Genomic DNA, 19,709 nt, shown 5'->3' on the forward strand with positions numbered 1-19,709 from the left:
AGGGAGGCGGCATGGCCATTCGTACGCTGGTGTGCACCGACGGGTCCCAGCCGAGCGCCCGGACCCTGGACTACGTGATCCAGCTGGCAAAGCGCATCCCGCTGGAGCCGGTGCTGGTCCACGTGATCGATCTGAAGAAGCTCGAGTACCGGATGATCGCGGACATGTACCTGGACATCATCCGGGAGCAGGCCCGGCGGGGCGGCGACCTGGTGCTGGAACGGGAGGCGGCCCGGGCCCGGGAGGCGGGGGTCGAGCTGGAGACGCGGCTCCTGGAGGGATCGCCCGGCCAGGTGATCTGCCGGGCGGCCGAGGAGCTCGGTGCGGCTTTGGTGGTGCTGGGCCGGAGGGGCCACTCCGACATGCAGGATCTCCTGTTCGGCTCCATCTCGAGCCACGTGGTGCACCACACGGACCGCCCGGCCCTGGTGGTGAAGCGCACCGGCCGGTTTCTGGAAGGGAGTCCCGAGCGCCGTCCGATCCGATGCCTGTTGGGCATGGACGGCTCAGACGCCTCGGAGCGGTGCCTGGACGCCCTGGCCACCATCAAGGAGGCCGCCGCCGGGATCCACGTGACCCTGATCCACGTGATCAACCCCAAGGTGCACGGGCTCCAGGAGCTGCCGGCCAAGGCCCGGTACGAGGCCTTGAGCAACCTGTTTGCCCAGGGGGAGGAGCTGCTGGAGCGCGGTGCCGAGCGGCTGCGCAAGCTCGGCTTCGAGGTGGCCACCCGGGTCGAGGAGGGAGCGGTGGGCAAGACCCTGTGCCGGATCTACGAGGAGGACGAGCACGACATCGTCATGGTGGGCCGCCGGGGGCTCAAGGAGGCTTCCGAAGTGTTCGTGGGCTCGGTGTCCCACCACGTGATGCACCACTGCGCGGGCCACGTGCTGATCGTGCCCTGAACCGTTCCAGCGAGAAACCACGGCCGCCCCAAGCTTACCCCGGAGGAGGCCGTTTTCTCGGTACGACCACGCGGTCCGGCAGGATCACAGTCCGGTGTCCAGGAGCTTGTTGAGCTCCCGGGGGGTAGCCCCCGCCAGGGGGGACGGCCGGCGAGGCCCCGTCCGGCGTTTGTGGAGCAAGCCCTCGATCTCGGCGAGGGCACGGCGGTGGCGGAGCCGGGCCCGGACGCGGTCGAGCCCGGTGGGAGGGTTGGGGGGGAACACCACCGCAAGTGCCACGTCCGCCGCCCGGGTGATGTGCAGCACGTCCCGCTCCCCCTTTTGAAACACCACGGCCCCCCCCGACTCCCCCAGCAGGCTCTCGATCTGGGCCGCCGCGCTCGACAGGGATGCCACCAGGCTGCCGAGGGGCTCCAGGTCGGGCAGGGGATCCGGGCCGCACACGGCCAGGGGGCGGCCGCAGGATTCGGCGAGGAACACGAGGCGGGCCTGGTGCTCGGCGCGAACCCGCTCGAGCACCCTCTGGAGCGCCTGGTGGGTCTCCTCGTCCAAAACCAGCTCGGAGACCGCTTCGTAGCCTTCCATGGCGCCTCCGGTCGAAGGTTCCCCGGGTCGTCCTTGCCCGGGAGGGGGGATCCGGTTCCAGATCGGACCCGACGGGCGGGGACTTGAGGAGGTCGCTCCCCCGCCCCCGCCGGCGGCGGGGGCGGGCAGGCTCACGGCGGGGGCCGGCCGTCTCGGCCACGAAGCCCCGCAAGAAGTCGGTCCAGGTCCGGGGGGAGGGGGGCCTCCAGGCTCAGGGACGCGCCGGTGACGGGGTGCTGGAACGCAAGCTTCCATGCGTGGAGCGCCTGGCGGTTCAAGCGGGTGCGCCCCCTCTCCTCCCACGCGTAGTGCCGGTCACCCACGAGGGGGTGGCCCGCCGCCCGGAACTGGACCCGGATCTGGTTCTTGAGGCCGGTTTCGAGCCGGACCTCCACCAGGGTCGCGTCGGCGAACCGTTCGAGCACCCGATAGTGGGTGACCGCGGGGGTTCCTCCCCGCTCCACCACCCTCTGCCGGAAACCGTCGCGGGTGAGCTCGAGCCGGTGACGCAGGGTTCCCTCGTCCCCTTCGAGCCGGCCGCGGACCACCGCCAGATACACCCGCTCCGGGGTGCGGGCCCGAAACTGGGCCACGAGCCCCTCCCAGGCCTTTCGCCCCTTGGCGAACACCACGAGGCCCGATGTGTACCGGTCGATCCGGTGCGCGGCCCGGGCCGTGCGCTTCTGGGAGATCAGGTAGCGATTCAGCAGCTCCTGGAGGTTGCGGGCCTGGGTCCCGGGCACCGGCACCGTCAGCAGGCCGGCGGGCTTGTCCACCACGATCAGGTGGGGGTCCTCGAACACGATGCGGAAGCGTTTGGAAGGCGGCACGGTTTTCGCCTTTGGAGCGGGGGAGAACGGAGCTTCGTGCGGGGGGCTCGCCCCCCCTCCGAAAGGGAGCAAATAAGGGTTAAGAGTACCCGAAGCCGAACCGATAAGAGAAGGACCTTTGTCACGAGGCGGAGGGCACCGCCACCAACCGAGCGGGGAGGAGAACCCATGCGGACGAACCGGTGGAAGCAGATCTCGCGGTACGGATGGCTGATCGCGGTAGTGGCCCTGTTGGGCGCCTGTGGGGACGCCAACCTGTTCGACGGGGCGTCCGACCCGTCGGGGAGCCAAGCGGAGATGGAGCAGGGCCTGGCCGCGCTGGACCAGCAGAACTGGGACGACGCGATCGAGACCTTCTCGGCGATGGACACCTCGGATCCCGAGGTGCGCAAGTACCTGGCCAGTGCCTACCTGGGCAAGGCCGGATTCGACACGCTGGATCTCGTGGACCGCATGGCCCAGGCTCAGGAGACCGGGCAGGCGGACAGCGTGGCGTATGAGGCCGTGACCGACATTTTCGACGAGGACGGCGACGGTCAGATCTCGGCCACGGAACTGGATGAGAAGTTGGGGTTGTTGGAGAAGGCCCTGGCCGTGTTCGGGGTCGACGCCGGGGGGGGCGCGGCCGCGCGGATGGCGGCGGCCGTGGACACTTCTGGGTTGACCGACGACGAGATCTTCCAGGCCGGGGTGCTGGCCGCGATCCACGCCGTGCTGGGCGTGGTGGAGCAGTTGGAGTACCCGGCGGGATCGGGGAACCATCTCTTGACGGTTGGCGAGCTCAGGAAGCATCCGGCGGTGATCGACGGCGTGACGGTCCCGGACGGGTTCGACGACGACCTGGCATGGGTCCGCGAGGCGGTGGGCGTGCTGTCCCCCGAGCTCCTGGTGGGCTCGACCCCTAGGGACGGCAACGACATCGCCGAGGACTTCGACCGGTTCCTGCAGGACATCGGGTACCTGCCGGGCGAGCAGGTGACCAACCAGGAACTTCGTGATTTCCTCCACCAAATGATCCAGTAGAAAGGGGGCCGAGATGAAGCGGAGCGTGGTGTGGGCGGCGCTGGTGTCCTTGTGCTTTGCGGGCCCGTGGGCCTCGGCCCGGGAGCTCCCCCGGTACTTCCAGGCGGTGCGGCCCCTGGGCATGGGCGGGGCGTTCACCGCCGTGGCCGACGACGAGAACGCGTTGTTCTACAACCCGGCGGGACTCGACAAGGTGCAGCACTGGGGCATGGGGTTGGTGAACCCCCTGGTGGAGGTGGGCGAGAAGGGCCTCGATCTGTACAACGACGCTCGGGACACCGACTTCAACGACACGACAGAGGTCACGGACCTGCTGCGGGACTACATCGGCGAGTACCTCCATTACCGGGCCGCCCTCTTTCCCTATTTCGTGCGGCACCGGTTCGCCCTGGGGGTGCTGGGGCAGGTGAACGTGAACGTCCAGCCCCACAACGTGGCGTTCCCGGAGGCAGAGGTGGACGTGTCGAGCACGGTGGGGGCCCACCTGGGCCTCGGGTGGGGGTTCTTCGAGAACCGGCTGCGCCTCGGCGGTACCCTGAAGTACGTGAAGGCCTACCGGCTCCAGGAGGTGTACACCGCGGCGGACATCGCTTCGGACGACTTCGAGGACCAACTGAGCGACGACCTCAAGGACGGCGCCGGGTTCGGGTTCGACCTGGGGGCCATGTACACGTTTCCCGTGCTCCTGAAGCCGACCGTGGGCGTGACGGTGCTGAACGTGACCGACACCGACCTGGGGGACGCCGGCGAGCTGCCCCAGCAGGTCAACGTGGGGCTTTCGGTGGAGCACTCGTTCTCGTGGCTGACCCTGTTGGGCGCGGCGGACTGGGTGGACGTCACGAACAACGTGGGTGAGGACGACGACGTGTACAAGCGCCTCCACCTCGGGGTGGAGGCCCGGCTGCCGAAGGTGTTGTCCCTGCGGGCCGGCCTGTACCAGGGGTACAGCTCGTTCGGGGCCACCCTGGATCTTTGGGTGCTGCGCCTCGACTACGCCACGTACGCCGAGGAGATCGGCAGCGCCGCGGGCGAGCGCGCGGACCGCCGCCACGTGATCCAGGCGACCTTGGGGTGGTGACACGGTTGACACCCGCGTTTCTTGCGATAGGCTCAGTTGTGTCTGGGGGCCGTCCGGTTCCGGGCGGCCGGGTCGCATGGGTACCCGGGCCCAGGCGCGGTCGGGGCGCCGCGACAACCCACACGTTCCCAAGGGAGTGTAAGATGCGTTGATCCGGCCCCGACGGCCTCGCGACCGCAGGCGGCCCCAGACCCCACGAGGACCCCGGCGACGGATCGGTTGCCGGGGTCCTCGTCCTTGCCGCTCCCCCCAACTCGTTCCCATCGGAGCCTCCCCATGGAGCTCACCCAGTCCCCCGAACCCGGGGCGCAGCTCCGGGCCTTCCGGGGAGACGTTCTCGCGCTCGCCCTCGAGGTCTTGCCGCCGGGGAGCGGGGCGGCGTTCGTGCGCACCAACCTGGGCCGGGCCGCCACGGGCCGGGCCGAGGTCGTGGCCGAGGTGGAAGACCGGCGGCCGGCCCTGGGCCGGGACTGGCACGACGTGCCCATGGAGCCCGTGGGGCCGGGACGGTTCCGGGCCCGTCTGCCCCTGGCCGAGACGGGGGTGTTCGAGGCCAAGGCCTTCTTCCTGCCGGCGGGCCGGCGGGACCCCGTGTGGCCCCCCGGGCCGAACCTCTGGATCAAGGTGGCACCCGCCCACACCGTGGCGGTGAACAGCCTCTACACCGCGTTCGTGCGCATGTTCCGGCGGTCCGGCGGCGGCGATGCGGGAGCCGGCCCCTGCGAGGGGCTGCTGGACGGGCTGGGGTACACCGTGATCCCCCCCTCCGGAACGTTCCGGCAGCTGATCCGGCGGCTCGACCACGTGCTGGGGACCCTGCGCTGCCGGATCGTCCAGCTCCTTCCGATCCACCCCGTGCCCACCACCTACGCCCGCATGGGGAGGTTCGGAAGCCCCTACGCGGGGTTGGACTTCTTCGACGTGGACCCCGCCCTGGCCGAGTTCGATCGGAAAACGACCCCCCTGGACCAGTTCCGCGAGCTGGTGGACGCGGTGCACGCCCGCGGGGGACGCCTCTTCCTGGACATCCCCATCAACCACACCGGCTGGGCCTCGTGGCTGCAGATCCACCGGCCCCACTGGTTCGCCCGGGACGAGGGAAGGCGGTTCGCCTCGCCCGGGGCGTGGGGCGTGACCTGGGAGGATCTCAGTAAATTGGACTACCGGCACCGGGACCTGTGGCGGTACATGGCCCGGGTGTTCCTGTACTGGTGCCGCCAGGGGGTGGACGGGTTCCGGTGCGACGCGGGCTACATGGTGCCGGTGGAGGTGTGGCGGTATCTGGTGGCCCGGGTGAGGCAGGAGTACCCGGATACGGTGTTCCTGCTCGAGGGGCTGGGCGGACCCATGGCCTCCACCGAGGCGCTTCTGTCCGACGCGGGGCTGGACTGGGCCTACTCGGAGCTGTTCCAGAACTACGATCGGGCCCAGATCGAGGCCTACCTTCCCGGCGCCGACGCCCTCTCCACGACCCGAGGGCTCCTGGTCCACTACGCCGAGACCCACGACAACAACCGCCTGGCCGCCACCTCGGAGGCGTTCGCCCGGCTGCGCACGACGCTCACGGCCCTGTTGAGCCGGGAGGGAGCCTTCGGCATCACCTGCGGGGTGGAGTGGCTCGCCCCCCAGAAGCTCGACGTCCACGGCGCCTCGGACCTGAACTGGGGCGCCGAGCCGAACCTGGTGGCGTGGATCGCCCGGCTGCACGCCGTGCACGAGACCCACCCCGCGTTCCTTCCCGGGGCCCGGATCCGTCTGGTGCACCGGGGCCCGGGCAACGTGCTGGCGGCCCGCCGGGACGCCGCCCAGGGGGGCCAGCCCCTCCTGGTCGTGGCCAACCTGGACCCCACGGCCCCGGCCCGGGTCGCATGGGACCCGGGCGCCACCCCGGCCGGCCCGGGCCTGTGGGATCTCCTCACCGGCGAGCGGGTCGAGCCGGAACCCTCCCCCCACGGCCCCTCGGTGGCCCTGGGTCCCGGTCAGGTCCGGTGCCTCAGCCCAGACCTATCCGCGGTGGAGGCGGTGGAGCGGGCCTTGGCAGCGCCCCCCCGCGAGCCCGAGGCCGTGCGGCGGCAGCGTCTGCGGGCGAAGGCGCTCGACCTGGTCCGGTGGTACGGGCGGGAACAGGAGGTTCGGGACCGCCTGGACGAGCTCGCCGAGGCGCTCGGCCGCGATCCTGCCGACGCCTGCGGCCGGATCGCGGGCCGCGAGTGGCCTCCTGTGACCCGGTGGACCTGGCCCGAGGACACGCGGCGGAGGGTGCCCGTGCCGGCGGGGCACGTGATCTTGGTCACGGCGCCCCACCCGTTTCGGGCCGACCTGCGGGTGGGCGACCGAACCGTGGCCCGGGAGGACTCGCTCCCGCTGGGGGAGGGCCGGTTCTGGGCCGTGGTGGTCCCCGGGATCCGGCCGGAGCACGAGCAGCGGGCCGGTCTGGCCGTGCGGGTGCACGCCCCCGAGGGGACCCGGGCCACCGAGGCGCCGATCCTGCTCCTGGGCGCCGAGGAGCCCGCGGTCCGCCTCGTGTACGACGCCCGGGAGATCGAAAGGAAGCGGCCCTACGCCCTGCTGACCAACGCCCGGGGGGCCATGGCCCAGGTCCGAGCGGGGTGGGGCGAGGTCGAGAGCCTGTACGACGCCTGGCTCGCCGGCAACCTCGATCCGAACGTTCCCGTGGACCGCCACGCGATGCTGGCCCGGATGCGCGGATGGGTGGTGGTGCGGGGGTACAGCCAGGCGCTGGGTCGGGCCTGCACCGAGCGGTTCGAGGCGGCCCCGGGCGGCCCGGCCTCCTGGCGGTTCTCGGTGCCGTGCGGCATGGGCCGGCGGGTGGTCCTGGAGGCCGTGCTCCGGTTCTCCCCCGACGAGAACGCCGTGCACCTCGAGGTCCACCGGCCTCCGGCCGGTGAGGACCCAGAGGCCCTGCCCGACGAGGAGCCGGTGCGGGTGGTGCTGCGGCCCGACGTGGAGGACCGCCCGAACCACGACCACACCAAGGCGTTCGCCGGCCCGGAGTCGGCGTGGCCGCCGGCGGTGCGGCCGCTTCCGGCCGGGTTCGAGTTCGCGCCCGGCCCGGAACGCAGACTGCGGGTCACCGCCCTTCCCGGCACGTTCGTGGCCGAGCCGGAGTGGCTGTACGGTCTGAAGCATTCGTGGGAGGCCTCCCGGGGCATCGACCCGCTGTCGGACCTCTTCAGCCCCGGATACCTGCGGGTGCGGCTGGCAGGGGGCGAGCGAGCGCTGATCCGGGCCGAGATCCTCACGGGCCAGGAGTTCCCGGCGATCCACCCCCGGCCGGGCGCGCGGCGGCCCCGGGGCCGGGAGCCCCTGGGGGCGGTGCTGCGCGCCGGCTTGGACCCGTTCCTGGTCCACCGGGAGGGGGGCCTCACCGTGATCGCTGGGTATCCGTGGTTCCTGGACTGGGGCCGGGATGCGCTGATCTTCGTGCGGGGGATGCTGGCGGCCGGCCTGGCCGAGGAGGCCCTGGAGATCCTGCTCGGGTTCGCCCGGTTCGAGGACCGCGGCACCCTGCCCAACATGATCCGAGGGGCGGACGCCTCGAACCGGGACACCTCGGACGCCTCCCTGTGGCTCGCCGTGGCGGCCGGCGAGGCGGCCGGGGTGCTGGGGCCGGCGGTGTGGGCGCGGCGGTGCGGGGCCCGGACGCTGGCGGACGTGGTCCGGTCGATCGGCAGCCACTATCTGGAGGGCACCCCCAACGGGGTGGGGGTGGACCCCGCAACCGGCCTGGTGTTCAGCCCGGCCCACTTCACCTGGATGGACACGAACCATCCGGCCGGCACGCCCCGGCAGGGGTATCCGGTGGAGATTCAGGCCCTGTGGCACGAGGCGCTGGGCGTGGTGGAGACCCTCGACGACGCGTCGCGGTGGCGCCAGGTCCGGGCCCGGCTGACCGCCTCGTTCGCGGAGCTCTTTTTCCGGGAGGACGAGGGGTTCCTGTCGGACTGCCTCCACGCCCCCCCGGGCCGGGGCGCGCGGGAGGCCGAGCCCGACGACCATCTGCGGCCGAACCAGCTCCTGGCCCTGACCCTGGGCCTGTTCACCGACCCGGGCCGGTGCCGCAGGGTGCTCGAACGGTGCCAGGCGCTGCTGGTTCCGGGCGCGATCCGGAGCCTGGCCGACCGGCCGGTGCGTCACCCCCTGCGGGTGGAGCACCAGGGCCGACGGGTCCTCGACCCCTGCCGGCCCTACCGGGGGCGGTACGAGGGGCCCGAAGACCCGGACCGCAAGGTCGCCTATCACAACGGCACCGCGTGGACCTGGCCGTTCCCCCTGTACGCCGAGGCGTTGTGGCGGGTGTTCGGCGACGGGGCGGCCGGCGAGGCCCGATCGCTCCTCTACTCGGTCTGGGGCCTCCTGGAGGCCGGATGCGCGGGCCTCGTGCCCGAGATCCTGGACGGCGACGCCCCCCACGCCCAGCGGGGATGCGGGGCGCAGGCTTGGGGGGTGTCGGAGTTCGTGCGGGTGCTTGCACTTCTGGATGGGAGGGATAAGGTGGAGCCGCGATGACGAGGGGCGGGTCGGACCACCCATTGCCCTCGGCCGAGAGCCGAGGCGAACGTTCGAGGGAGACCATGGCGAGAACCAAGCGAACCAAGACGGGAAGACGGCGGGTTCGATTCGAGTACCGGGCCGAGCCGGGCCACCGGGTGTGCGTGGCCGGGAGCTTCAACGGGTGGGACCCCCGGCGCACGGTGCTGGTGGACCGGACCGGAAAGGGCGACTACAGCCGGGCGGTCCTGCTGGTGCCCGGCCGGTACGAGTACAAGTTCGTGGTCGACGGCGTGTGGTGCGTGGACCCGGAGAACCCCCGGTGGGTCCCCAACGAGTTCGGCACGCTCAACAGCGTGCTCGATCTGTGAAGGCTCGTCGATCGGGAGGTCTGGCGAGGCCCTGAGGGGAGGTGCGAGTGCGACGGCGGAGACCCAGGATCCTGATCGTGACTCCGGAGATCACGTACCTCCCCGAGGGCATGGGCAACCTGTCGAACCGGCTCACGGCCAAGGCCGGGGGGCTGGCCGACGTGTCGGCCTCGTTGGTGGCCTCGCTCCACGACCTGGGGGCGGACGTGCACGTGGCGCTGCCCCACTACCGCCAGCTGTTCCACATCGACATCGGCCGGTTCATCAGCGACGAGCTGCGCACGTACCTGAGCAAGCTTCCCGAGGACCAGGTCCACCTGGCGGAGGATCGGATCTTCTACTACCGCGACGCGGTCTACAGCGGCTACGAGACCGAGAACCTCAAGCTGGCCCTGGTGTTCCAGCGGGAGGTGATCAACAACATCATGCCCAGGGTCCGGCCCGACCTGGTCCACTGCAACGACTGGATGACGGGCCTGGTGCCGGCCCACGCCCGCCGGCTGGGGATTCCGAGCCTGTTCACCGTGCACAACATCCACAGCCGGGAGACCACCCTGGCCCGGGTGGAAGACCTGGGCATCGACGCTGCCGAGTTCTGGCAGAACCTCTACTACGTGAGCCTGCCGGGCCCGTACGAGCAGACCCGCGAGGCGGTACCGATCGACCTGCTCACGAGCGGGATCTTCGCCGCCCACTTCATCAACACGGTGAGCCCCTCGTTCCTCCGGGAGATCGTGGAGGGGCGCCACGACTTCGTGCCCGCGCCGGTTCGGGACGAGATCCGGAACAAGCACGACGCCGGTTGCGCCGCTGGCATCCTGAACGCGCCGGACCCCTCGTACCATCCGGTGCGGGACGACGCCCTGGTGGCCCGCTACGGCCCCGAGCGTCACGCCGAGGCGAAGCGGGAGAACAAGCTGGCGTTCCAGCGCACCCTGGGGCTCGAAACCGACCCCGAAGCCCCGCTGTTCTTCTGGCCGTCGCGGCTGGACCCCGTGCAGAAGGGCTGCGACCTGCTCGCCCACATCCTGTACGAGACCGTGTCGGCCCACTGGGCCGAGGGGCTGCAGGTGGCGTTCGTGGCCAACGGCCCGGCCGCCGAGGTGTTCGCGGAGATCGTCCGGTTCCACGGCATCGGCCAGAGGGTGGCGGTCCATCCGTTTCGTGAGGACCTGTCGCGGCTGGGGTACGCGGCCGCGGACTTCGTCTTGATGCCGTCGCGGTTCGAACCGTGCGGGCTGCCCCAGATGATCGGCATGCTCTACGGCGCGCTGCCCGTGGTTCACGACACCGGGGGGTTGCACGACACCGTGGAGCCGCTGGATCCGCACGCCGGCCGGGGCAACGGGTTCCGGTTCGAGGTGTACGATCCCCCGGGGCTGCGGTGGGCGATCGAGCAGGCCGTGGCGTTCCACCGCCTGCCCCCCGGGGTTCGGGCCCGGGAGATCCGGCGGATCATGGCCGAGGCGGCCGGCCGGTTCACCCATGCCGAGACCGCCCGGCGCTACATCGAGCTCTACGAGCGCATGCTCGCGCGGCCGTTGGTGGGATGATGGGGGCGACCGACCGTGCCCCCCCCTGGGGGGACCCGTGGCTCGAACCGTATCGGCACGCGATCGAGGCCCGCCGGAGCCGGATCCACCGGTGGGCCCGGCGGCTCACCGGGGGGCGGACCTCGATCGCGGACTTCGCCAGCGGCCACACCTACTTCGGCCTCCATCGGACGCCGGAGGGATGGCGCCTGGCCGAGTGGGCGCCGGCGGCCGAGGCGATATATCTCGTCGGTGACGTCACCGGATGGGAGGAACGGGAGCCGTTTCGGTTCCGTCGGCTGGACGCCCACGGCCGTTGGGAGCTTGTGCTGCCGGCCGATGCCCTGTGTCACGGCCAGCACTACAAGCTCCGGATCCACTGGGCCGGGGGGGCGGGCGACCGGATCCCGGCCTGGGCCCGCAGGGTGGTCCAGGACCCGGAGACCGGGCTGTTCAGCGCCCAGGTGTGGGCGCCGGATCGGCCGTACCGTTGGCGCCACCCCAGACCGGAGCCCTCCGCCGAGGCGCCCCTGGTGTACGAGGCCCACGTGGGCATGGCTCAGGAACGGGAAGGGGTCGGCACCTACGCCGAGTTTCGGGACCGGGTGCTGCCTCGCATCGTGCGGGCCGGCTACAACACCGTGCAGCTCATGGCCGTGGCCGAGCACCCCTACTACGGCTCGTTCGGATACCACGTGTCGAGCTTCTTCGCGGCCTCGAGCCGGTTCGGCACCCCCGAGGACCTGAAGTCCCTGGTGGACGCGGCCCACGGGCTGGGGCTCCGGGTCACGATGGATCTCGTGCACTCCCACGCGGTCAAGAACGAGAACGAGGGCCTGGGGCGGTACGACGGGACCCGGCACCAGTTCTTCCACGCCGGGCCCCGGGGGGAGCACCCGGTGTGGGACTCGCTCCTGTTCGACTACGGGAAACCCGAGGTGCTCCACTTCCTGCTCTCGAACTGCCGGTTCTGGCTGGACGAGTACCGGATGGACGGGTTCCGGTTCGACGGGATCACGAGCATGCTGTTCCTGCACCACGGTCTGGGGCACACGTTCTCGGGGTACGACGAGTACTTCGGACCCCAGGTGGACGAGGACGCGTACGCCTACCTGGCCCTGGCCAACGAGGTGGTCCACCAGGTTCGGCCCGGCGCGCTCACCGTGGCCGAGGACGTGAGCGGCATGCCCGGGCTGTGCGCCCCCGTGGGGCAGGGTGGCGCCGGGTTCGACCGCCGGCTGGCCATGGGGGTGCCGGACTGCTGGTTCCGCCTGGTGCGCGAGGTGCCCGACGAGGCCTGGGACCTGGGGTGGGTGTGGCACGAGCTCAACAACCGGAGGCCCGAAGAGCGGGTGGTGAGCTACGCCGAGAGCCACGACCAGGCCCTGGTGGGGGGCAAGACCCTCGTGTTCGAGCTGATCGGTGACGCGATGTACGGCCACATGCGGCGGGACGACCCCGACCTGCGGGTGGAACGGGGCGTTGCGTTGCACAAGATGATCCGGCTGGCCACCCTGGCCACGGCCGGGCACGGGTACCTCACGTTCATGGGCAACGAGTTCGGCCACCCCGAGTGGGTGGACTTCCCCCGGCAGGGGAACCGGTGGTCTTATCGCTACGCCCGGAGGCAGTGGAGCCTGGCCGACGATCCGGACCTGAGGTACCACGGCTTGGCCGAGTTCGACCGACAGATGATCGGTCTCGCCCGGAAAGAGGGGTTCGTGGGGCGGGACGAGCCGCAGCTCCTGCTCCTGCGCTCCGAGGACAAGATCCTGGGGTTTGCCCGGGGCCGGCTGTTCTTCTTCTTCAACTTCCACCCCACCCGGTCCCGCACGGAGTACCCGGTGGAGGTGCCGGCCGGGGCCTACGACTTGGTCCTCGACACCGACGAGCCCCGGTTCGCCGGGCCCGGCCGCCTGGTGCCGGGCCAGCGGTTCCTCACCCATCCCCTGCCCGGCGGAACCCTGGGGATCCGGCTGTACCTGCCCAGCCGGTGCGCCCTGGTGCTGCGGCGCGAGGCCGGATGACTTTCGCTAGGACGCTAGGACGCTGGGAGGCTTGAAAATATGCGTAATATCAAAGCGTTCCGAGCATGGCCACGCCTCTTTGGTGTCACCTCGCGGTCTCGGGGGGGCAGGGGGCTGGATTCGGCTAGGCGGCCTGGCGGTTCTCGAACCCGCCAAATATCGGGGGTATGCTCTGGTGTCGTGTTTCGGAAATTTCGTGCTGTTCCCAAGGGGTGGGGCTGGGGGCCCCTCCTTCGCTGAACGGCCTCGCAGGGGCCGCCTCGGCGCGGTCCGCCGCGGCGCGTGAGGGCACGCGCCGCGGCCGATCCCCTGGCGCCGGGCGGCCCGGGCTGCTCGGCCGTCGCGCTTCGTCGGAGCCCCCAGCCCCACCGATCGTTTGGCGGCGGTTCGGGGAAGCGGCCTAGCTGCCCAGCCCCCCAGCGGACCGAAGGCCCTAGACCGACGACCAACGACCAACGACCGACGACCGAAGTTACAAGGATGCCTTCATGCATATGCGCACGTTTTCCGTGACCCCCAGGCTCCCCGAGCGGCTTGCGCCGCTCCTGGAGATCGCCCACAACCTCTGGTGGGTGTGGAACCCCGAGGCGGTGGACCTGTTCCGCCGCATCGACCACGACCTGTGGTCGGCCACCGGCCACAACCCCGTCGCGCTGCTGGGCCGGGTGGATCAGGACCGACTCGAGTCCCTGGCCCGGGACCCGGTGTTCGTGGCCCACATGGACCGGGTGGCCCAGGCCCTGGGCCGATATCTCTCGATGCCCACGTGGGTCTCTCAGGCCTACCCCGAGCTGGAGGCCGCCCGGGTGGCCTACTTCTCCATGGAGTTCGGGATCCACGAGTGCCTGCCCGTGTACGCGGGCGGGTTGGGCGTGCTGGCCGGCGACCACCTGAAGAGCGCCAGCGAGCTGGGTCTTCCGTTCGTGGGCGTGGGGCTCCTGTACCGCCAGGGGTACTTCCACCAATACCTGACCCACGACGGGTGGCAGCAGGAGGTGTACCCCGAGAACGACGTGTACAACATGCCCCTGCGGCCGGTGCGCACGGACGACGGCGAGCCGGTGGAGGTGGAGGTGCGCATGGCGGGCCGGCCGGTGCGGATCCGGGCCTGGCGGGCCCAGGTGGGGCGGATCCCGCTGTACCTGCTCGACACCAACCTGGCGGCCAACGATCCGGCGGATCGGGCGATCACCCACCAGCTGTACGCGCCGGGGGAGGGGATGCGGATCCGCCAGGAGGTGGTGCTCGGGGTGGGCGGGGTGCGGATGCTGGAGGCCGTTGGGGTGGAGCCGGCCGTCTGCCACATGAACGAAGGGCACTCGGCGTTCCTCGGCCTGGAGCGGATCCGGGTGCTCATGGAGCGCACCGAGCTGTCGTTCGCCGAGGCCTTGGAGGCGGTGCGGGTGGGGAGCGTGTTCACCACCCACACCCCGGTACCCGCGGGCATCGACCTATTTCGGCCGCCGGAGATTGAGCAGTACCTGGGCGACATCCTCAAGGAGATGGGGATCGGGGTCGGGGACCTGATGGCCCTGGGTCGGGAGAACCCCGCCGACCCCGACGCGCCCCTGTCCATGGCCGTGCTGGCCTTGAGGCTCAGCGGCCACCGCAACGGGGTGAGTCGGCTCCACGGCCGGGTGTCCCGTCGGATGTGGGCCGGGGTGTGGCCGGGCATCCCCGAGGAGGAGGTGCCCATCGGCCACGTGACCAACGGCATCCACGTGCGCAGTTGGCTGTCGGACGAGATGGCCCGTCTGTTCGATCGGTACCTGGGCCCGTCGTGGGTGGACGAGCCCTTGGACCAGGCCATGTGGAAGCGGGTCCACGACATCCCGGACAACGAGCTGTGGCGGGCCCAGGAGCGGCTCCGGGAACGGCTGGTCGGGTTCGTGCGGAGGCGTCTGCGGGCCCAGTTGGAGCGCCGCGGAGCGAAGCCCGACGAGGTGCGGGCCGCCGACGAGGTGCTCGACCCCGAGGCCCTCACGATCGGGTTCGCTCGGCGGTTCGCCACCTACAAGCGGGCCGTGCTGCTCTTTCGGGACCCCGAGCGCCTGGCCCGGATCCTCAACCACCCGGACCGGCCGGTCCAGATCCTGTTCGCGGGCAAGGCCCACCCGGCCGACAACGAGGGGAAGAAGTTCATCCAGGAGATCGTGCACCACTGCCGGCAGAAGGAGTTTCGGAACCGGGTGGTGTTCCTCGAGGACTACGACGTCAACCTGGCCCGTTACCTGGTCCAGGGGTGCGACGTATGGCTGAACACCCCCCGCCGGCCCTTGGAGGCCTGCGGCACCAGCGGCATGAAGGTGGTGCCCAACGGGGGGCTCCACCTCAGCGTGCTCGACGGGTGGTGGGACGAGGCCTATGACGGCGAGGTGGGCTGGGCGATCGGCCACGGCGAGGAGTACCAGAACCCGGACCTGCAGGATCGGGTGGAGAGCCTGGACCTGTACGACCTGCTTGAGAACGAGGTGGTGCCCCTCTACTACACCCGCGGAGACGACGGGCTGCCCCGGGGTTGGATCCAGCGCACGAAGACGGCCATGGAGCGCCTGACGCCCGTGTTCAACACCAACCGAATGGTGCGGGAGTACGCCGAACGGTATTACCTGCCGGCCCTGTCCCTGTGGACCCGGTTTGCCCAGAGCAACCATCAGGCCGCGCGAGCCCTGGCGCGGTGGAAGGCGCGGGTGCGGGAGGCGTGGGCCGGGGTCCGGGTGGCCGAGGTGTGGGCCGACGACGGTGCCGAGCGGCGGGTGGGCGACGAGTTCGCCGTGCGGTGTCTGGTGCACCTGAACGGTTTGGCCCCGGAGGACGTGCAGGTGGAGGCCTACTACGGCCTGTTGGATCCCTCGGGCCAGGTGGCGGCCCCCGCCCGCAGGGCCCTGCGGTCCGAGGGCCGTCGGGAGGACGGGGGTTGGGAGTTCGCCGGTCAGATCCCGTGTGAGCGCACGGGCCGGTACGGGTACGTGGTGCGGGTGCTGCCCCACCATCCCAACCTGACCAGCCCCTGGGACCTTGGGCTGGTGGTGTGGGGCTAGGGTCGGATGCCCTTACGGAGGAGGTCCACCTGGGCCTGGACGATGAAACGGCCCAGGCGCCCCTCGGTTCGGCCGGAGAGGGGGGAGAAGCGCAGCCTGGCGAACCCCGGGAACGGGGCCGTGCCCTCGTCGGGTCGGGCCTCCAGCACCTGGGCGGCCAGGCCCGAGAGCACCTCGCTGGGCGCAAGCCGGATCCAAAGAAGGATCCACGACCCCGGCCGGGGCAGGGGCGGCGCGGCCGAGATCCTGGCCCCCCCGATGCTCACGTCCAGCACCACGCAGGGCCGCCGGTCGCTCACCCGGGTCGCCAGCGTCTCCAGGGCCGAACCGCGGCCCGCTGCGGGCGCCGGTTCCGGCAGCTCGGCCCACTCCGCCTTGAGGGAGCAGGCAAGCCGGTAGGCGGCCCGACGGTTGATTCGCTCCACGCCGCCTGTGTCCACCCGCAGCACCCGGAGGCCGTCGGTCCCCGCTTCCAGCTCCCCCCGCAGGCACAGGATGCCGCGGGTGCCCGGCACCCGGAACTCGGCACGGGTGCCGGCGGGGGCGGGCTCGGGGCGAGAGGCGTCCAGGGGGGCCAGCACCACCCGGCCCCCCTGGACGTCCACGCAGGCCGCGTCCACGGGGAGGCGTTCCCCGTCGGTCACCAGGAACCCCCGGGCCTGGAGGACCTCCAGGGCCCAAGGAGGAAGATTACGAGCCGAGCTTTCGGATTCGTTCGGTGGGGGATTCAATTTCGGTGATCCGCAGCGCGAAGTGGTCGGAGCTGACCACCACCAGCTCGCCCTTGGCCAGCACCTGATTGTTGACCACCAGCTCCACGGGCGCCTCGGTGTCCTTGTCCAGATCGATGATGGACCCCGGCCGGAGCCGCTGGATCTCCTTGAGGGACATCTCGGCCTCGCCCAGGCGCACGGTGGCCTCGACCTCGAGCTCGAGGATCAGGTCGATGTTCCGGATGTCCGGCGGGGCCGGCTGCTCTCCCCCCGGCGCGGCGGCGGCCCCCGTGGGGGGGGCCGAGGGAGCCGACACCACGCCGACGGACGGCCCCTCTTCCTCCTCCTCCCGGAGGATCTTGGCCATCTCCTGGGCCACATTGACGGGCAGGAGGACCCGGAGGGGGGTCTCGAGGATCCCCTCCACCTTGATGGTGCCCACCGCCAGGAACGCCTGGTCGCCCCAGGAGAGGACCTCGGTGAGGGCTCCCTCGTCCACGGTCTGGACCTGGGGCGGATCGAACCCCACCTCTCGGCCCATGGTGGCCGAGAGCGGCGGAGCGCCGCTTCCCGCCACCTGGGTCAGGGCCTCCTTGAGGGCGTCGAGGTCGGCCTCCTCCAGTTCCTCCTTCGCCTCCCCCTCGCCGCCCAGGATCAGGTCCGCCAGCATCGAGGCCTCCCGGTGGCGCAGCAGGAACGCCATCTCCCCGGAGAATCCGGACCGGAACGGAAACCGGACCAGCAACCCCTTGTCCGCGGACAGGTCCGACAGGCTCACCACCTGGCCGAGGCCTTCGGTGACCTGGGCCGGCCGGGCCAGGAGGGCCGCCAGGGCCGAGTTGGCCGACGCGAAGAACACCCGCGCGGCCTTCTCAACGGCCTCCACCTCGGCCGGGCTGAGGTCGGCGGCCGGCACGTCGCCGATGTCGTCCGCGGCGGCGCTCAGCAGTCGGTCGATCTCGTCTTGGCTCAGGATGTCCGACATGCTCTCTCCCGCGAGGGGCCGGGGCTCAGCCCGACCCGGTCTCCAGGGCTTGGAACCCCTCCCCGCCCTCGGAGGACGGCTCGGGTTCCTCGTCCACGATGGGGGCCTCGATCCGGACCGCCTTGCGCCCCTTCCGGGCCCCGAACACCGCCCGGAACTTGGGAATGCCCTCCACCGACACCGTGACGGACTGGTGAAGATCCGCTCCCAACGGGAACAGATCCCCTTCCTTCAGGGCCAGGATCTGCCGGATGGTCATGCGTTGGCGGCACAGGTCCGCGCTCAGACCCGCCACCGCCCGCGCGATGACCTCGTCGATCCGGCGGTAGTCGGCTTCGGTCATCCGGGTCGTGATGTCGGTCTGGTGCTCCTGCCGCAGTTCCACGGCGAAGGGCTCCAGGTAGATCGCCGGGATGCACAGGTTCATCATGCCCGAGGTCTGGCCCACCTTCACCTCGAACACGATCACCACCACGATCTCGTTGGGGGCGACGATCTGCACGAGCTGAGGGCTCGTCTCCCTGCGGTCCAGCTCGAACCGGGTCTCCCCGATGGTGCGCCATGCGTCGTGCAGATCCTTGAGGGCCATGTCGATGAACCCCTCGATCAGGGCCTGCTCGATGGGGGTGATCTCCCGGTTCAAGGTGGGGGTCTCGGACGATCCCCCCATCAGCTTCTCGATCACCGCGAACACCAGGGTGGGGTTGACCTCGAAGGCCAGGGTCCCCCCCTGGGGCACGATCTTGACCACGTTGATGCAGGTGGTCTCGGGGAGGCTCATCAGGAACTCGGCGTAGGAGAGCTGGTCCACGCTCAGGAGCACGATGTCCGAGATGGTGCGCAGGTACGCCGAGAGGTCCAGGGCCAGATTGCGGGCGTAGCGCTCGTGCAGGAAGTGGAGGCTCTGGAGGACGTTCTTCGAGATCCGGTTGGGCCGCTTGAAGTCGTAGCGGCTCGCCCGCTTGCGGTACCGGGTGGGGGTGGGCTTGGCCTCGGGCTTGGCCGGAGCCGCCTCCTGCTGGAGCGGGATGCTCTGGAGCAGGGCGTTGACTTCTTCCTGGCTGAGAAGTTCCGACACCTTCGTCCTCGTGCGGCGCGGGCCGCCTCGCACGGGGCGGCCGTGTACGCAGGGCTACCGTATTCGGATCGGCAGATCGGTCTCGGTTCGTGAGGGGCGCGGCGCCCCCCCCGCAGGTTCCACGCCCCAGGCGCGTGCGGCCGCCGGATCACTCGTCGAACATGCCCTCCAGGAGCCCGCGCAGCCGGAGCACGGCGGCCGAGTGGAGCTGGCTCACCCGCGACTCGGTGACGCCGAGGATCTTGCCCACCTCCTTCATGGTCAGTTCGTTGAAGTAATACAGCTTGAGCACCAGCGACTCTTTTTCCGGCAGCTCGTCGATCTTCCGGGCCAGGATCTCGCGAACCTCCTGCTTGCGGAGCAGCTCGAACGGGCTCTTCTCGGGCTCGTCGGGGATGTACTCCCCCAGCTCCCTGGCCTCGTCGTCGTCCTCCACCTCGCCGCCGGGCCGGTTCAGGGAGAGAAGGGAGAGCCCCCTGGCCTTGTACAGGAGCTCGTTGAACTCCTCCATGGTGATCCCCATGGCCGCGGCCACCTCTTCATGGGTGGCCGGCCGCTGGAGCTGCTGCTCCAGCCGGTGGAACACCTGGGCGAGCTCCCGCTCCTTGCGCCGCATGGACCGTGGAGCCCAGTCCTGCTGCCGCAGGTAGTCGAGCATGGCCCCCCGGATCCGGAACTCGGCGTAGGTCTTGAACTTGACCCCCCGGTCCGGCACGAACTTGTCGATGGCGTCGATGAGGCCGAGGACCCCCGTGTTGATGAGGTCGTCCACCTCGATGGAAGAGGGGAGCCGGGCTGCCAGCCGCTCGGCGATGTACTTGACGAGGGGCGCGTACTCCTCGATGAGCTCGTCCCTGCTGCGCTGGGGCTCGGCGGCGGAAATGGCCGACACTCCTTCGGGTTCGAGACGGCTGGGGAAGGGCGAGATGAGGGGAAAACCGGCGCGTATCCTAGCATCGGGCCCAGGGTGTGTCAACGCGGGCCCACCCCCGTGGCGAAAACACAAAACGCCCCTCTTCCCCGCTGGAG

General features: G+C 70.7%; 14 protein-coding genes. 8 read left to right on the top strand and 6 right to left on the bottom strand.

The annotated features are described in order from the left end of the window. Positions 1–11: 11 nt before the first annotated feature. A complete protein-coding gene (locus tag DEFCA_RS20990; RefSeq protein ID WP_025324066.1) occupies positions 12–905 on the top strand; it encodes a universal stress protein in 894 nt (297 codons plus the stop codon). Between the two features lie 84 nt (positions 906–989). On the opposite strand, the gene DEFCA_RS0116275 is transcribed toward DEFCA_RS20990, so the two are convergent. Then, positions 990–1,490, bottom strand: coding sequence for a roadblock/LC7 domain-containing protein (locus tag DEFCA_RS0116275; RefSeq protein ID WP_025324067.1), 501 nt, complete (start codon positions 1,488–1,490; stop codon positions 990–992). 131 nt (positions 1,491–1,621) lie between these two features. Then, entirely contained in the window at positions 1,622–2,320 is a 699-nt protein-coding gene (locus tag DEFCA_RS22465) for an RluA family pseudouridine synthase (RefSeq protein WP_025324068.1), read from the bottom strand. Between the two features lie 168 nt (positions 2,321–2,488). Between DEFCA_RS22465 and DEFCA_RS22470 the strand changes: the two genes are divergently transcribed. The 7 genes from DEFCA_RS22470 to glgP all read left to right on the top strand — a co-directional run bounded on the left by DEFCA_RS22470 (position 2,489) and on the right by glgP (position 15,904). After that, positions 2,489–3,343 (top strand): outer membrane protein assembly factor BamD, encoded by an 855-nt coding sequence (locus DEFCA_RS22470; RefSeq protein WP_025324069.1) that lies wholly within the window; start codon positions 2,489–2,491, stop codon positions 3,341–3,343. Positions 3,344–3,356: 13 nt separating this feature from the next. Then, a complete protein-coding gene (traF, locus tag DEFCA_RS0116290; RefSeq protein WP_025324070.1) occupies positions 3,357–4,421 on the top strand; it encodes a conjugal transfer protein TraF in 1,065 nt (354 codons plus the stop codon). Between the two features lie 276 nt (positions 4,422–4,697). Continuing rightward, the gene (locus DEFCA_RS0116295) at positions 4,698–8,951 is read left to right on the top strand and encodes an amylo-alpha-1,6-glucosidase (RefSeq protein WP_025324071.1); all 4,254 of its coding nucleotides are present in this window, start codon (positions 4,698–4,700) and stop codon (positions 8,949–8,951) included. Between the two features lie 65 nt (positions 8,952–9,016). Next, a complete protein-coding gene (locus DEFCA_RS0116300) occupies positions 9,017–9,304 on the top strand; it encodes a glycogen-binding domain-containing protein (RefSeq protein ID WP_025324072.1) in 288 nt (95 codons plus the stop codon). A gap of 47 nt (positions 9,305–9,351) precedes the next feature. After that, positions 9,352–10,857, top strand: coding sequence for a glycogen synthase (locus DEFCA_RS0116305; RefSeq protein ID WP_281173793.1), 1,506 nt, complete (start codon positions 9,352–9,354; stop codon positions 10,855–10,857). Then, positions 10,854–12,863: an alpha amylase C-terminal domain-containing protein gene (locus tag DEFCA_RS0116310; protein ID WP_169709617.1), complete on the top strand. Its 2,010-nt coding sequence runs from the start codon at positions 10,854–10,856 to the stop codon at positions 12,861–12,863. The genes DEFCA_RS0116305 and DEFCA_RS0116310 overlap by 4 nt, the downstream gene beginning before the upstream one ends. 488 nt (positions 12,864–13,351) lie before the next feature. Further along, a complete protein-coding gene (glgP, locus tag DEFCA_RS0116315) occupies positions 13,352–15,904 on the top strand; it encodes an alpha-glucan family phosphorylase (protein WP_035802949.1) in 2,553 nt (850 codons plus the stop codon). Here the strand turns inward: glgP and DEFCA_RS0116320 are convergent. The 4 genes from DEFCA_RS0116320 to DEFCA_RS0116335 all read right to left on the bottom strand — a co-directional run bounded on the left by DEFCA_RS0116320 (position 15,901) and on the right by DEFCA_RS0116335 (position 19,572). Beyond that, the gene (locus tag DEFCA_RS0116320) at positions 15,901–16,548 is read right to left on the bottom strand and encodes a PilZ domain-containing protein (protein ID WP_025324076.1); all 648 of its coding nucleotides are present in this window, start codon (positions 16,546–16,548) and stop codon (positions 15,901–15,903) included. The genes glgP and DEFCA_RS0116320 overlap by 4 nt on opposite strands. Before the next feature lie 46 nt (positions 16,549–16,594). Next, complete coding sequence (locus DEFCA_RS0116325; protein WP_025324077.1) at positions 16,595–17,602, bottom strand: FliM/FliN family flagellar motor switch protein; 1,008 nt, start codon at positions 17,600–17,602, stop codon at positions 16,595–16,597. A 25-nt stretch (positions 17,603–17,627) separates the two neighbouring features. Then, positions 17,628–18,680, bottom strand: coding sequence for a flagellar motor switch protein FliM (gene fliM, locus DEFCA_RS0116330; RefSeq protein WP_025324078.1), 1,053 nt, complete (start codon positions 18,678–18,680; stop codon positions 17,628–17,630). A gap of 148 nt (positions 18,681–18,828) precedes the next feature. Then, the gene (locus DEFCA_RS0116335; protein ID WP_025324079.1) at positions 18,829–19,572 is read right to left on the bottom strand and encodes a FliA/WhiG family RNA polymerase sigma factor; all 744 of its coding nucleotides are present in this window, start codon (positions 19,570–19,572) and stop codon (positions 18,829–18,831) included. Positions 19,573–19,709 lie beyond the last annotated feature (137 nt).

This window comes from Deferrisoma camini S3R1 (assembly GCF_000526155.1).
GTDB lineage: Bacteria > Desulfobacterota > Deferrisomatia > Deferrisomatales > Deferrisomataceae > Deferrisoma > Deferrisoma camini.